The sequence below is a fragment of the Bacillus sp. P4_E1 genome (assembly GCF_056401715.1).
Window position 1 is genome coordinate 61,242 of the sequence record NZ_JBFUIV010000013.1, and the last position, 15,832, is coordinate 77,073.

A 15,832-nucleotide genomic window follows, 5' to 3' on the forward strand; every position below is an offset into this window, starting at 1 on the left:
ATATTTGAAACGATTTTTTCCACAGAAAAAAACCGTTCCTGTCCTCTCTCTATATTAACATGACTAATAGAGAGAAGAAAAATAACGGTTTTTTTCTATCATATATAAACAGACTTACATTGACATAAAGGGAAGTGACGAGAATAGCATAACTACTCTCGTCCAAAATTACTCCTTGGATGAAGGGGTTTTCATATATTATATTAACAGAGCTTTATTAATATTTAATTAAGCCATTGTTAATATATTGTAAATATCCTTCATCCTATTTTTCAGTAGCTGATTTTGGTAAAACAACTGTAAATGTTGTTCCTTCCCCAACCTCACTATCCACTGTAATCGTACCTTGATGCGCTTCAACTAAATGTTTTACAATTGATAAACCAAGACCCGTTCCACCCGTATTTCTACTTCTTGCTTTATCCACTCGGTAAAAGCGTTCAAAAATACGTGGGATTTCCTCTTTACTAATACCAATTCCAGTATCAGATACTTTTATATAAGCATTATATTTATCTTCTGCCAATTCAACAGAAACAACGCCTCCAGCCGGTGTATATACAATCGCGTTATTAATTAAATTAATAAAGATTTGTTTCAAGCGGCCTGGATCTCCAATAACGGAAACTCGTTTCAATGCATTCACTTGTAAAGAGATTTCTTTTTCTCCCGCTTTATTATCAAGCACCATATGAATATCTTCAAGAAGTTCCTTCATATCAACGGTCCCCATATTTAGTTTAAACCCTTGTTGCTCGATCTTTGACAAGTCTAATAAATCTTCAATTAATCCTTGCATGCGTTCACTTTCTTTTAAAATAATATGTAAGAAATGTTCGCAGAATTTTTTATTATCCATAGCCCCATCCAAGAGCGTTTCTGAAAAACCTTTAATAGAAGTAATTGGCGTCTTTAGTTCATGAGAAACATTCGCTAAAAAGTCTTTTCTCATTTGTTCTAATTTCTTTAACTCTGTTATGTCATGGAACACAAGAACAATACCTTTCCATTCATGGTTCGTCCCGATAATCGGCGCTCCATATACTTCAAAATGCTTTCGCTCAATTCCAAGCGGCAATAACATTTGTTTACGCACTTTCACTTCTGTCATAAAGATTTCTTCCACAAGCTCAATAATTTCTGTATGGTGAAATGATTCATAATATAAGCGATCTAAATATTCTTCATCTGTTACGTGGAAAGTTTCCTTATAAGAACGGTTTACAAGGTTTATATAACCGCGGCTATCAATTAAAATCATTCCACTTCCCATATTTTCAATTAACGTATGCAGACGATCCTGTTGCATTTCCTGCTCAAGAGTCATCTCTTGTAAATTACGAGCTAAAATATTAATCGCTTTACTCAGCATCCCTGTTTCATCCGAATGACTTTCATAAGCGCGTGCTTTATAATTTCCCTTCGCTAATTCAATGGCAACTTTCGTAACCGATTCAATCGGCCTAATATATTGCCCCGTAATTTTCATACCTAAAAATACGACTACGAGACAAGCGATAACAAATCCTATAATTAATAATCCCCACGTTTTTTGATGTACGTCTTTCAATGGCTCAATTGTACTTTTCACCAAAATATATCCTTGTTTTCCTGCTAGATCTTGAACGAACACCGCATGATAAAATTCATTCTTTTGATCTGTTTCTTGCGTAATCACTTTACTTCGTTGTTTTGCTGCTTCAGAAGAAAGTTCTTTAATCATCTCTTGATTAAATGCAGATGGTTGCCCTCCGCTATATTGAACTTTCTTTTTTTCATCAACAAATATAATAGAAGCTGGTATTTTTTCTTCTAACTTTTCAAATACATAAGGCTTTTTTAAAACAGCATCAAACCCTTGCTCTTCTGCTAATACCGCAACATACTGTGTCTCTTTTATCATTCTCTCTTTAGCATGATCTATATAGTAGTTTTCAAATACAGTTTCTAATAATACACCTAGTCCAACTAAAATAAAAACGATAAGAGAAACAAATGTAAAAAGAAGCCTGGAACGAAACTTATTCATCCACTTTTGGCTCCTCTAATTTATAACCTAAACCACGTATCGTTTTAATGTACGTCGGTTTTTTCGTATTTTGTTCAATTTTATCGCGCAAATGGCTAATATGGACATCAACAATTCTTGTATCACCGGCAAAATCATAATTCCATACAGCACTTAATAATTGGTCACGAGTTAATACACGACTTTTATTTTTCGCAAGATAAACAAGTAACTCAAATTCTTTCGGTGTTAATTCCAGTTTCCTTCCTTGGAAGTACGCTTCATAAAACTCCGGTAAAATTTTAAGCTCTGCAATTTTGATGCTCTCTTCATCTGGCGATTCTGAAACTTGTTCTTCCTGCTGTAATTTCGTACGGCGCAAAATCGCCTTCACACGAGCAACAACTTCCCTTGGACTAAATGGCTTCGTCATATAATCATCAGCCCCAAGCTCAAGACCTAGCACCTTATCAAATTCATCATCTTTTGCTGTTAACATTAAAATCGGCGTCATAATACGCTGCAATCGTAATTCTTTACAAACTTCCATACCATCCATTTTTGGAAGCATTAAATCTAATATAATTAAATCTGGGCGTTCTGTAGTCGCTTTTTGAAGCGCCATTTCTCCATCCATTGCTGTAATAACTTCAAACCCAGCTTGTTGTAAATTAAATTCAATTAAAGTTAAGATAAATTCCTCATCATCAACTACTAAAATACGATTGTTCATTCTTTTCCTCCAAGTTATAGACTTGAAACCTTCTTCATCCTAGTATTTTCCCCGTTATTCTCATCATACTAGAAAATAAGGTCTCCCTCAATATAATTGTCTATTCATGGAGCTCGTTTGTACTAGAGTTTCGGAAAATAAAAGCAATCGTAACTTCATTCCCTCTATCCGGTCGCTATCCAAACTTTATAGATGAATCTATCTTTTTTAAACTCTTTTTCCGTATGAACTATAAACTCTCGATTTTGCGCTAGGAAAAACGAAAGAGCATACGCTATTTTATAATCTGGTGTTTCATATCCATCAAATACTTTCCCGTACATTTCATTCGCGATTGAATCGGCCCATACTTCAGCTTCTCTTATCGTTTCAAAAACAATGTCTTCCCTCTCCCATTTCACAGTTATATCACCCTTTCCAAACAAAAAGTAGCGCTAGCATACCCTTAATAAGAATATGACTAACGCTACTTTTATATCATTCTAACTTTCATTTTTTAAAAATTATCTAATGCTTTTTCCATAATGGAAACAGATTTAAAAGGTGGTGTTACTGTTAATGAACCTTTTACAACAGTTTCTCCTTTTTCATCATGAGCAAATACAAGCATATCAATTGTATGTTCCTCCTCTGAAACAGCCACAACTTCAAAGTGGATTTGTAACGTTTCATAATGGTGAACATGTTTCACGAACGTAAGGTCCTTCCTAGTAATATGACTACCTGGACCTGGTAAATATTTCGTAACCGCCGTTGTAATCAGTCCCGTTAGCATAATGCTTGGGACAATCGGCTTTTCATACGGAGTTTGGGATGCGTAATCATGCTGAATATATAATGGATTGGCATCATTCGTTAACCCTAAGTACAATAACAAATCTTTATCCTCAATTTTTTCAGTGATAGATAATTTCTCTCCTACTGTAATTTCATCCATTCTACGACCAATTTGAACTTTTTTCTTTAACATGTTACAACCCCCTCCGATTTTTTCACCTTATTATCCTACTAAAAGCGATACCTTATCCGAAATTTACTGTGATGAGGGCAATGTATAGTATAAGTCTATAGTTTCATTATAGGATACACCAAATGATAGCGTTTTCATATTATTTCAAAAAAACATTTCAATATATAGTAGAAAAAGATTCGGGGCCCCGAATCTTTTTCCACTTATATTTAATTATTAAACAAGAACTTTCATAACGTTACGTACAGATTCTACAGAGCGATCTAACGCTTCTTTCTCATCTGCAAGAAGTTCTAATTCAATAATTTTTTCAATTCCGTTACCACCTAGAATTACTGGTACCCCTAAGTAAAGGTCACTATAACCATATTCACCTTCAAGGTACGCAATAGCTGGTAATACACGGCGTTGATCTTTCAAGATCGCTTCTGTCATTTCAACTAAAGAAGCTGCTGGTGCGTAATATGCACTACCGTTTCCTAATAAGCCTACAATCTCACCGCCACCTTTACGTGTACGTTCTACGATTGCTTCTAAACGCTCTTTTGGAATTAATGTTTCTAACGGAATGCCACCTGCATAGGAATAGCGTACAAGAGGTACCATATCGTCACCATGTCCACCAAGAACAAATCCTGTAATGTCTTTCACAGAAAGGTTTAACTCTTGTGAAATAAATGTACGGAAACGAGCTGTATCTAATACGCCCGATTGACCGATAACACGCTCTTTCGGGAATCCTGCTTCTTTAAATACAGAATATGTCATTGCATCAACTGGATTTGTTAATACAAGAATAATCGCATTTGGTGAATGTTTTGCAATGTCGCGCGTAATACTTTTCATAATTTTAGAGTTTGTTGCTACTAAGTCATCACGGCTCATACCAGGCTTACGCGCAATACCTGCTGTAATAACGACAACGTCAGAATCAGCAGTATCTGCGTAATCAGATGTACCAATAATGTTAGCATCAAAACCTTGTACTGGGCTCGCTTCTAACATATCTAACGCTTTCCCTTTTGTTGGATTTTCCAGCTGTGGAATGTCCACTAATACAACATCTGCAAGTTCTTTTTGTGCTAATAAGAATGCTGTTGTTGCTCCTGTAAATCCTGCACCGATGACTGAAACTTTCTTGCGTTTGATTGTCATAATTTACCCCCCGCTTTAATTATGCGTTTTTGATTATCGCTACATCCATGTTTTTAATAAGTTCATTAGCGAACTCAGAACATTTCACTTCTGTTGCACCTTCCATTAAGCGTGCGAAATCATAAGTTACTACTTTTGATTCAATTGTTTTCTCAACTGAATCAGTTACTAAATTCGCAGCTTCGTTCCATCCTAAGTGCTCTAATAATAATACACCTGAAAGAAGAACTGAAGATGGGTTTACTTTATCTAAACCTGCATATTTTGGAGCTGTACCATGTGTAGCTTCAAAGATAGCATGTCCAGTCACATAGTTAATGTTTGCACCAGGTGCAATACCAATTCCACCTACTTGTGCAGCAAGTGCATCAGAGATGTAGTCTCCGTTTAAGTTCATTGTTGCAACAACATCAAACTCACGTGGACGAGTTAAAATTTGTTGTAAGAAGATGTCTGCAATAGAATCTTTTACGATGATTTTCCCAGCCACTTCTGCGTCTGCCATCGCTTTATTCGCTGCATCTTTTCCATCTTTTTCAACAATGCGATCATATTCAGCCCAAGTAAATACTTTGTCGCCAAATTCTTGTTCCGCTACTTCGTAACCCCAGTTTTTGAAAGCACCTTCTGTAAATTTCATAATGTTTCCTTTATGAACTAATGTAACAGAAGAGCGTTTTTCGTTAATTGCATATTGAATTGCAGCGCGAACAAGACGCTTTGTCCCTTCCTCTGAAATTGGTTTAATACCAATCCCTGATGTTTCTGGGAAGCGGATTTTATTAACACCCATTGCTTCTTTTAAGAAAGCAAGAACTTTTTCTGCTTCTGGAGAACCTTGTGCATATTCAATTCCAGCGTAAATGTCTTCTGTATTTTCACGGAAAATAACCATATCAGTATCTTCCGGACGTTTTACAGGTGAAGGAACACCTTCAAAGTAACGAACTGGACGTAGACATACATATAAATCTAATTCTTGACGAAGCGCAACGTTTAGAGAACGAATACCACCACCAACTGGAGTTGTAAGTGGACCTTTAATTGCGATTAAATATTCACGAATTAAATTTAAAGTCTCTTCTGGTAACCACTCGCCTGTTTGGTTGAATGCTTTTTCCCCTGCAAGCACTTCTTTCCAAACGATTTTCTTCTCACCATCATAAGCTTTTTCAACTGCTGCTTCTATTACGCGAGATGCTGCAGCCCAAATATCAGGACCAATTCCATCTCCTTCGATAAATGGAATAATCGGATTGTTTGGTACATTCATAACACCATTAGTTACAGTAATTTTTTCACCTGTCGTCAATGTGATAACCCCCATGTTTGAAATTTCATATGTATGAAACTGAGGGAATAACCCCTCAGTTCAAACCGTTATTCAAATTTAAATATTCTAATCATTATATCTTCCCAAAAAAATCAGACTTTTGAAAGCGTATTTTCACTATCTAAATAGTGTTTTTCGCTTATCGTTGCGCTAGCGGAACGTACACTTGATGTGTCGGTCCATCATAATCAGCACGCGGACGGATTAAACGGTTGTTTTCATATTGTTCTAGAATATGAGCTAACCAGCCTGACATACGGCTAATTGCAAAGATAGGTGTAAATAAGTCATGGTCAATTCCTAAACAATGGTATACAGAAGCTGAATAGAAATCAACATTTGGTGGAAGACCTTTTTCTTTTGTTACAATGTCTTCAATTTTGATAGACATATTATACCATTTGTCTTCTCCTAAAAGCACGCATAATCTCTTAGACATTTCGCGTAAGTGTTTCGCGCGTGGATCACCATGCTCATATACGCGATGACCAAATCCCATAATTTTCACTTTATTTTGAAGAGCATTATGAATATATGATTCTACATTTTCTTCTTCGCCAATTTCAGTTAACATCTTCATTACATTTTCATTTGCCCCGCCGTGAAGAGGACCTTTTAATGCACCGATTGCTGCTGTAATACCAGAATACACATCTGAAAGTGTAGCTACGCAAACACGTGCAGTAAATGTAGAAGCGTTTAACTCATGATCGGCATGAAGTACAAGTGCCTTATCAAAAGCCTCAATTTCAACTTCATTTGGCTCACGATCATTTAACATGTACAAGAAGTTTGCAGCTAATGATAGATCTTTTCTTGGCTCAACAACATCTAACCCTTTACGAATTCTTGCATAAGCCGCAATTAAAGTTCCGACTTGAGCCTGTAATTTAACCGCTTTCAAATAATTAGACTTTCCATCCATTATTTCAGCGCTCTCATCATATAATGATAGCATGGAAATCGCAGTTCGTAAAACCGACATCGGGTGCGCGATTTTTAAATCTACTTGTTTCAAATATGTTAAAATCTCACCTGGTACTTTATAGTATTCAGATACTGTTCCACTAAATTCCGCTAGTTCTTTTTCATTAGGAAGCTTGCGGTGCCATAATAAGTACACTACTTCTTCGAACGTAGCATTCTCAGCTAAATCATCAATATTATACCCAACATAAGTTAATGTATCATCAATAATAGAGCTCACAGATGATGTTGTTGCTACTACCCCTTCTAAACCTCGAATAACAGTCATGACATTCTCTCCTTTTCCTGAAAATTCTCCCAACCTTGCTCCTTATATCTATTTGCTCCCCTTATAAATTATGAACGCTCGTTCACTCTTTAGGCAAGCAAAATGCACGTTCATGCAAATTTATTGCGATGTTCCCCTCTTATTGTCCATTGCTTACATGGAAAGCATGAGCGTGAATGTCTCCCCGAATCCTCACGCTCAGAACAACAAGTTAGTGAGGAAAATGAATTCCGAAGAGTTTATGATAAAAACAACATAAAACAATATCATTATAAAATTGTTTTATGTTGTTTTTATTTTATCTGGTGTAAAGTCTCTGCTGTTATGTAACTTTTCAAAGTTTCTAATCCTATTATAAACAATTATCTGACTTTTGTGAACAGAAAGAATTCAAAAATTTTATATTACTATAAAATTCCTTATTTAAACATCTGTATAATACTCATAACTGCGTAGGCAATTCCAGCCCCAATTAATGGACCTACAGCGACTCCATTAAATAAAGCTACAGCTATAATTGTCCCAAAAACAAGTGCGGTTGTAATATGTGGGTCCGTCGTCAATAATTGTACGCCGCCTTTCGCTAACAAAGCGACCGCCACACCTGAGGCTAAAGCAATCCATGCATAATACGATTTCGCTGCTTCTCCGAGTTGTTTAAAGCCTATTTCCCCTGTCGCAATCGGTACGAGCACTGCTATTGTAATGACTGTTACACCAAGGTTAATCCCTTTCGTTTGTAGATAAGGAAAGACTTTATCTCCTAAAAACGTAAATTTCAATAAGAATAACACTCCAATAGCTACAGTAAGCGATTGGTTTTTAGCAATAAGTCCTATAATAAGTAGTATGAATAAAAATAACGTTGACTGACTAATCATGTTTGCACTTCCTTTCTGAAAATAATGAACTCGCTTCCAAACAAAAATACCTTTAAACCTATCGTTATACATGCTATATCGATGTATATGCAACAATAACCACTTCATTTTTTTCATATTTTAAAATGACAAACTGAAACTCTAACCATCAAAAATTTAAGCATGTATACATTTTTAAAAACGGTCGTCTCTCCTTTCTTTTCTATTAAGAAACAGGTAAAATAAAAAGAAGAGAAAATGAAGTTTTTACCATATAGTAGAAGCATCAACACCAAGCTTTTCCGGTCACTCATATATTGAAAAAGCAGGAAAAATCCATCATTCCACTATAACATAAAGTGAAACTTTGATCAGTGAATCCCACTAGTTATAAGTTGAACGAATTAGGATAATCCAAATTGGAATGGGAGGTATACATCTTTGAACCGAAACTTACTATATATGATATTACGACTCATGTTTGTCATTGTAGCAACGGTAGTTGGGTTCTATGCATTGCTGTACATGTCAGGCCTTATCTACCCTTTTATTATCGCTTTTGCATTCGCTTATTTGATTAATCCTGTCGTCAATTTCCTTAATCAAAAACTACAATTCCCTCGCGCATTAGCGGTACTCGTTAGCTTAATTCTCGTATTCGGAGCTATCGTTGGACTTGTTACATACCTTGTAACTGAAGCAATATCTGCCACAACGTACTTACTACAAATTGTTACAGTTAAGTTTCCAGATATCGTTGCATTCGCCCAACAATTTGCACTTAATCATATTATGCCTCTCTATGATGATTTAATCTCTAAATTTAATCATCTCGGAGAACCACAGCGATACACTATTACACAAAACATTCAAAACTTAGGCACCGAAGCAACGACACAAATGAAAGAACTTTTAACCGCCATTATAAGTGGGTTAACAAATTTCATTAGTGCATTACCAACAACTTTAACTGTCCTTGTCTTCGTCTTATTAGCCACCTTCTTCATTAGTTACGATTGGCACCGTCTTGCTCATAAAGTAAGAAAACTTCTCCCTAATCGTTTGCATGGATACGGAAAAACTATTTTTGTCGATTTAAGAAAAGCTTTGTTTGGTTTTGTTAAAGCGCAACTTACACTCGTATCTATGACAACTATCATTGTACTAATCGGCCTTTTAATATTACGCGTGCCATACGCAATTACTATCGCGATTATTACAGGGGTTGTCGATTTACTCCCGTATTTAGGAACTGGAGCCGTCTTCGTTCCTTGGGTTATATACGTATTTTTCACAGGCGATACTGCATTCGCCATCGGTCTTCTCATCCTATACATCGTCGTGATTGTCCAAAGACAAATCATGGAGCCAAAAGTACTTTCATCTAATATTGGACTAGATCCATTAGCGACACTCATCGCTCTATTTGTCGGCTTTAAGCTCTTTGGTTTTTTAGGATTAATCATCGGTCCAGTCATATTAGTACTACTTAATACATTACACAAAGCTCATGTATTCCACGACTTATGGAAATTCATTAAGGGTTCACCATCAAAATAATATTTCCTAATTCATACACAATAAAAAATCAACTGTAATCAGTGGGAATTTCCCACTGATTATTCACTGTACTTTTTTGTACTACCTACATCTACAAGAGAATTTCCTAAAAAAGGATAACCCTCTTATTTTTTTGCATAAAAACGCATATTTTAGGACAAAAATACATTTTTATTCTATATACTTTATAATTATTACTTACATTTATTACTTTTTATGTAAATGAATAAATATACAAAACAAGGCAGATGAACCCTTTAATCAGTAATTTTTCTTCTCCTGTCTAACTTCTGCTCACTAGTCGAATCTTACTACACGCAAAAAACATCATCCTAATGTAACACTTTTCATTCACAAGAACCCTCTGCATCCTATCGTTTAATAACTAACAAAACTCCAACCCGAGCAGGAAGCTAACAATTGACTATAAGTGGCAAATAAAAAAATAACGCGTAGATCGCTATAATCTACGCGTTATTTCTGAACAATAATAGTAGTTCTCTTTCTAAATTTCCAATCAATCCACTTCATAACAGCCGGCTTCAATAAAGCCCTTGTTATAGGAACAACAAAGATAAAACCTATTATATCCGTCACATATCCAGGCAGTACTAAAAGAATACCTCCTACGAATATAAAAATACCATCTAGAACCGCATCACCCGGCATTTCTCCTCTATTTAGCCTAAATTGAATCTCTCTAAGTACTTTAAACCCTTGTCGTTTCGCCAAATATACACCCACAATACCCGTAAATACAATCATAGCGAACGTAGACCATAAACCTATTACATAACTCGACCCTATTAACACCGTAATCTCAATCGCCGGCACTAAAATAAGTAAGAACAGTAACCACTTCATAGCTCGCACTCCTTCATATTTCATTTAAAAGGTTTGAAAGTACCACCCTTACAAAACCCCTTATAAGACCCTTAAAACGCTCATACAAGCTTCACAAAGGACAAATAACCCTCTCCCACTAAACATTATAATAAACGTTTTGCAAAGCGATTTCAGGCATTTAAAGCTATCTCTATCCTTTTTTTGTGTAAAAAAAAGAGAAGGACTCCGATCCTTCTCTCCGTATTACTTCTTATAGCACTTCCGCATGTCCATTATAAACAATTCCGCGTGCTGCATCAACTGTTACTTCTTGGCCATTTTTTAAAGTTGTTGTTACGCCGTTTACACCAACGATAACAGGAATACCGATTGATACACCTACAACAGCTGCATGGCTTGTTAGACCGCCTTCTTCTACAACTAGAGCAGCAGCTTTTTCAATTGCAGGAATCATATCTTTATCTGTGCTTGTTGTAACAAGGATATCACCTTTGTTTACGTTCGCTACAGCTTCAGCAGCTGTTTTCGCTACAACTACTTTACCTTTTGCAGATTTACGACCGATTCCTTGCCCTTTAGCAACTTTTTCACCAACAACGTGGATTTTCATTAAGTTTGTTGTACCAGTTTCAGCAACTGGAACACCAGCAGTAATTACTACAGTATCTCCAAGTCCGATTAGACCCGCATCCATACCTGTTTGAATTGCTGTATCTAACATTTCGTCAGTAGAAGCTGCACGTTTCTCAGACATAAATGCTTGAACACCCCAAACAAGTGCAAGACGACGTCCTACTTGCTCGTCAGATGTTACAGCTACGATTGGAGATTTCGGACGGTATTTAGAGATCATTTTCGCAGTATGTCCACTTTCTGTTGGAGCTACGATTGCAGCTACATCAAGAGCAAGTGCTGTGTGCGCAACAGATTGGCTAATTGCATCTGTAATTGTTGGCGTGAACTCTTTAATACGTTTTTTGAACATATCTTCATATTGTAATGATTTTTCAACACGTACCGCAATGTTAGCCATCATTGTTACAGCTTCTACAGGGTATTGACCCGCAGCAGTTTCACCTGAAAGCATGATTGCATCTGTTCCATCGAAGATTGCGTTTGCTACGTCACTTGCTTCCGCACGAGTTGGACGTGGGTTACGTTGCATAGAATCTAACATTTGTGTTGCAGTAATAACTGGTTTGCCTAATACGTTACATTTTTTGATTAGACGTTTTTGTACTAATGGCACTTCTTCTGGTGGAATTTCTACACCCATATCACCACGAGCAACCATTAAACCGTCAGAAACTTCTAAGATTGAATCGATGTTGTCGATACCTTCTTGGTTTTCGATTTTTGGTACGATTTGGATGTATTGAGCGTTATGCCCTTCTAATAATTCACGAATTTCTAATACGTCAGATGCTTTACGCACGAAAGATGCTGCGATGAAATCAACTTTTTGCTCGATACCGAAAACGATATCTTGCACGTCTTTTTCAGTGATACCAGGAAGCTTAATGCTTACGTTTGGTACGTTAACACCTTTTTTATTTTTTACAGTTCCGCTGTTTAATACTTTTGTACGGATGTTTCCGTCAGCTTTCTCGATTACTTCTAGTTCGATAAGACCGTCATCGATTAGAATACGAGAGCCTGGATCAACATCATCATAAAGGCCAGCATAAGATACAGAGAACTTCTCTGCAGTTCCTAATACTTGTTCAGTAGAAAGAATTACTTCTGCACCTGTTACAAGCTCAGCTTGTCCGTCTACGAAGTCATGTGTACGGATTTCTGGACCTTTTGTATCAAGTAAGATACCAACTGTTTTACCAGTTTTCTTTGAAGCTTCACGAATATTTTTAATACGAGCTCCATGCTCTTCATGGCTACCATGAGAGAAGTTTAAACGAGCAACGTTCATACCCGCTTCCATTAATTGTTCTAATTTCTCAATACTTTCACTAGCAGGACCTATAGTACATACAATTTTAGTTTTACGCATATTGCACCTCCGAAAATTATGAAACCGTTCCCAAATACAAGGCATTAAGCCGATTAGATAGATAATTCTTTAGATAATTGATACATATCTTTATCGATTGTATGCTTTTGAGCTAACGCTTCGATAATGTCATGATCAACAAGTTTATTATTTTGAATACCAACACAACGTCCGCCATTACCAGCAATTAATAATTCAACTGCTCTTGCGCCAAGACGACTAGCTAATACACGGTCTTGTGCACTTGGTGATCCACCACGTTGTACGTGACCTAATACAGTTACACGAGTATCAAAGCTTGTTGCTTCTTCAATGTGCTTACCGATGTCAATTGCACTTCCAACACCTTCAGCTACAACGATAATACTGTGCTTTTTACCACGTTCACTACCGCGTTTCAGACGAGCGATAACATCTTCCATGTCATACTTTTCTTCTGGAATTAAGATAGTTTCTGCACCATCAGCTAAACCAGCCCATAATGCGATATCTCCAGCGTGACGTCCCATTACTTCGATAACATATGTACGTTCATGAGATGTAGCTGTATCACGGATTTTATCAATTGCATCAATAACAGTGTTTAAAGCTGTATCAAAACCAATTGTGAAGTCTGTTCCAGGGATATCATTGTCGATTGTACCTGGTACACCTACACATGGGAATCCTTGCTCAGTTAATTTTTTTGCGCCTTGGTACGAACCATCTCCACCAATAACGACAAGTCCTTCAATACCATGTTTCTTTAATTGCTCGATTCCTTTTAGTCGTACTTCTGGGTCTTTAAACTCAGGACATCTTGCTGTATATAATTTTGTACCACCACGGTGGATAATATCGCCAACAGAACCAAGTTCTAATTTTTCAATATGACCAGAAATTAAACCAGCGTATCCATGGTAAATACCATATACTTCAATATCATGGAAAATCGCTTTACGAACAACTGCACGAATGGCAGCATTCATACCAGGTGAATCTCCACCACTTGTTAATACACCAATACGTTTCATTTGTACTCACCTCATAAAGATTATTTGCCTTATAATAAAATAACACGAAAAAATACAAAAACACAATGGAGAAGATGTGTCTTTTCATAATAAAAACGTGCATTCGCGAAGAGGAACGCACGCTTTTCTTATTTTATCCCAATGGAAGCGTTTGAAAACGAAACTTGCCCAATTTTCATATATTTTTCATAACGTTTTTCGATTAATTCATCTTTCGAAATTCCGCTTAATTGTTCAAACGTTTTCTTAAGCATTAAATCTATATTTTCTGATTGTTTCAAAACATTACGATGTGCTCCGCCTTTTGCCTCTGGAATAATTTCGTCAATTACACCTAATTCTTTCAAATCTAATGCTGTAATTTTCATCGCTTCTGCAGCTTCTTTTGCTTTACCAGCATCTTTCCAAAGAATCGCCGCCGCACCCTCTGGTGTAATAACAGAATAAGTGGAATTTTCCAGCATATGAATGTAATCTCCTACTCCAAGACCTAACGCACCACCGCTACCACCTTCACCGATAACGATACAAATAACAGGTACAGTTAAACCCGCCATTTCAAATAAATTACGGGCAATTGCCTCACTTTGTCCACGTTCTTCAGCTGCTTTACCAGGATAAGCTCCCTTCGTATCGATGAAACAAATAATGGGACGATTAAACTTTTCCGCTTGTTTCATTAGACGCAGTGCTTTTCGATATCCTTCTGGATGAGGCATCCCAAAATTACGACGAATATTTTCTTTCGTATCTTTTCCGCGTTGGTGCCCAATTACAGTTACGGGCATCCCCTTATATTTCGCAATGCCGCCGACAATCGCTGCATCGTCGCCAAATAGGCGATCTCCATGACATTCAAAAAAATTAGTAAATAAGTGCTCAATATAATCGAGCGTTGTCGGTCGTTCTGCATGACGAGCAATTTGAACACGGTCCCATACTTTCATATTGCCGTATATATCTTCCTCTAGTTTTTCTAGCTTGTCTTCCAAAATACGAATCTCCTCACTGAAGTCCATCTGGCTGTTTTTCGTATAGTCTTTCAGTTCACGAATCTTATTTCTTAGCTCAACAACTGGTTTTTCAAATTCTAGCTCTGCCATACAGCCATTTCCCCCCCTTGATGAACTTCTAAAATCTTACGGAGTGATTCTCTCATATCATCACGATGCACCACCGCATCTAATTGACCGTGCTCTAGTAAAAATTCTGCCGTTTGGAAATCTTCCGGTAGTTTCTCACGCACTGTTTGTTCAATTACGCGTCTACCAGCAAATCCGATAAGTGCACCTGGCTCTGCAAGATTGTAATCACCAAGTGAAGCGAAACTCGCTGAAACCCCGCCCGTCGTTGGGTGAGTCATAACAGAAATAAATAACCCTCCTGCATTACTATGCTTTTTCAAAGCTACGCTTGTTTTTGCCATTTGCATTAAACTTAATATCCCTTCTTGCATACGAGCACCACCCGAAGCAGTAAAGATAATAAATGGAACTTGTAAGTCGTATGCCTTTTCAACCGCACGGGCAATTTTCTCTCCTACAACAGAGCCCATGCTGCCCATTCGAAAACGAGAATCCATTACTGCAACAACAACAAGCATGTCATCAATTGTTCCTTCACCAGTTACAACCGCTTCATTCAATTTAGTCTTCTTACGATCGTTTTCTAGTTTCTCTTCATATCCCGGAAACTCAAGTGGATTTAGTGAAACCATCTCTTTGTCATACTCACGAAATGAACCTTCGTCCAATATACTATCAAGGCGTTCCCATGCATTCATCGGATGATGATATCCACAATTCACGCATACTTTTAAATTTTTAAGAAGCTCTTTCGTATACATGATTTTTTTGCATTTCGGACATTTTGTCATAACGCCATCTGGTACATCTTTTCGTACTTGTTCTGAAGGTATTGCAGCGTACTTTTTCTTTTTCACGAATAAATCTCTTAGCACAATTTGACCCCCTTCATTGAGAGCTAAGGTTAGCGTAAGAAGAAAATGGGGCTAACACCAATGTTTGATGTTAGCCTTATCTTCTCAATCTGTCTAATAACCTCTCTCTTTACGTTTAACTTTAACCGCTA

Annotated in this window: 14 protein-coding genes; 1 reads left to right on the forward strand and 13 read right to left on the reverse strand. The window is 36.9% G+C overall.

Annotated features, from left to right (window positions below; translation table 11 throughout):
• Positions 1-265: 265 nt before the first annotated feature.
• The 8 genes from phoR to AC1DS7_RS18695 form a co-directional block, all read right to left on the reverse strand.
• Complete coding sequence (phoR, locus tag AC1DS7_RS18660) at positions 266-2,029, reverse strand: sensory box histidine kinase PhoR (protein ID WP_002167588.1); 1,764 nt, start codon at positions 2,027-2,029, stop codon at positions 266-268.
• A complete protein-coding gene (gene phoP / locus AC1DS7_RS18665) occupies positions 2,022-2,741 on the reverse strand; it encodes a two-component system response regulator PhoP (RefSeq protein WP_002015484.1) in 720 nt (239 codons plus the stop codon). Before phoP ends, phoR begins: the two co-directional genes overlap by 8 nt.
• A gap of 164 nt (positions 2,742-2,905) precedes the next feature.
• Positions 2,906-3,142 carry a hypothetical protein gene (locus AC1DS7_RS18670; RefSeq protein ID WP_159147150.1) on the reverse strand — a complete coding sequence of 79 codons (237 nt, stop codon included), beginning with the start codon at positions 3,140-3,142 and terminating at the stop codon, positions 2,906-2,908.
• A gap of 95 nt (positions 3,143-3,237) precedes the next feature.
• Positions 3,238-3,711, reverse strand: coding sequence for a MaoC/PaaZ C-terminal domain-containing protein (locus AC1DS7_RS18675; protein ID WP_002015489.1), 474 nt, complete (start codon positions 3,709-3,711; stop codon positions 3,238-3,240).
• Between the two features lie 216 nt (positions 3,712-3,927).
• Positions 3,928-4,866, reverse strand: coding sequence for a malate dehydrogenase (mdh, locus tag AC1DS7_RS18680; protein ID WP_002034284.1), 939 nt, complete (start codon positions 4,864-4,866; stop codon positions 3,928-3,930).
• Positions 4,867-4,885: 19 nt separating this feature from the next.
• Complete coding sequence (gene icd, locus AC1DS7_RS18685) at positions 4,886-6,178, reverse strand: NADP-dependent isocitrate dehydrogenase (protein WP_002088934.1); 1,293 nt, start codon at positions 6,176-6,178, stop codon at positions 4,886-4,888.
• 160 nt (positions 6,179-6,338) lie between these two features.
• A complete protein-coding gene (gene citZ / locus AC1DS7_RS18690; protein WP_002015492.1) occupies positions 6,339-7,487 on the reverse strand; it encodes a citrate synthase in 1,149 nt (382 codons plus the stop codon).
• Positions 7,488-7,873: 386 nt separating this feature from the next.
• Positions 7,874-8,335, reverse strand: a complete 462-nt coding sequence (locus tag AC1DS7_RS18695) for a DUF441 domain-containing protein (protein WP_000625507.1) — start codon at positions 8,333-8,335, stop codon at positions 7,874-7,876.
• 420 nt (positions 8,336-8,755) lie between these two features.
• Here AC1DS7_RS18695 and ytvI point away from each other — a divergent pair, with 420 nt between their 5' ends.
• Positions 8,756-9,874 (forward strand): sporulation integral membrane protein YtvI, encoded by a 1,119-nt coding sequence (gene ytvI, locus AC1DS7_RS18700; protein WP_002143350.1) that lies wholly within the window; start codon positions 8,756-8,758, stop codon positions 9,872-9,874.
• 474 nt (positions 9,875-10,348) lie between these two features.
• On the opposite strand, the gene AC1DS7_RS18705 is transcribed toward ytvI, so the two are convergent.
• From AC1DS7_RS18705 to accD, 5 genes are all read right to left on the reverse strand, one after another.
• Positions 10,349-10,738 (reverse strand): FxsA family protein, encoded by a 390-nt coding sequence (locus AC1DS7_RS18705; protein WP_016102972.1) that lies wholly within the window; start codon positions 10,736-10,738, stop codon positions 10,349-10,351.
• Between the two features lie 232 nt (positions 10,739-10,970).
• A complete protein-coding gene (gene pyk, locus AC1DS7_RS18710; RefSeq protein WP_002015497.1) occupies positions 10,971-12,728 on the reverse strand; it encodes a pyruvate kinase in 1,758 nt (585 codons plus the stop codon).
• 53 nt (positions 12,729-12,781) lie between these two features.
• The gene (pfkA, locus tag AC1DS7_RS18715) at positions 12,782-13,741 is read right to left on the reverse strand and encodes a 6-phosphofructokinase (RefSeq protein WP_002034288.1); all 960 of its coding nucleotides are present in this window, start codon (positions 13,739-13,741) and stop codon (positions 12,782-12,784) included.
• Between the two features lie 128 nt (positions 13,742-13,869).
• A complete protein-coding gene (gene accA, locus AC1DS7_RS18720) occupies positions 13,870-14,844 on the reverse strand; it encodes an acetyl-CoA carboxylase carboxyl transferase subunit alpha (protein WP_000818787.1) in 975 nt (324 codons plus the stop codon).
• On the reverse strand, positions 14,832-15,701 hold the full coding sequence (gene accD, locus AC1DS7_RS18725; RefSeq protein WP_002015500.1) for an acetyl-CoA carboxylase, carboxyltransferase subunit beta: 870 nt from the start codon (positions 15,699-15,701) through the stop codon (positions 14,832-14,834). Before accD ends, accA begins: the two co-directional genes overlap by 13 nt.
• Between the last annotated feature and the right edge of the window lie 131 nt (positions 15,702-15,832).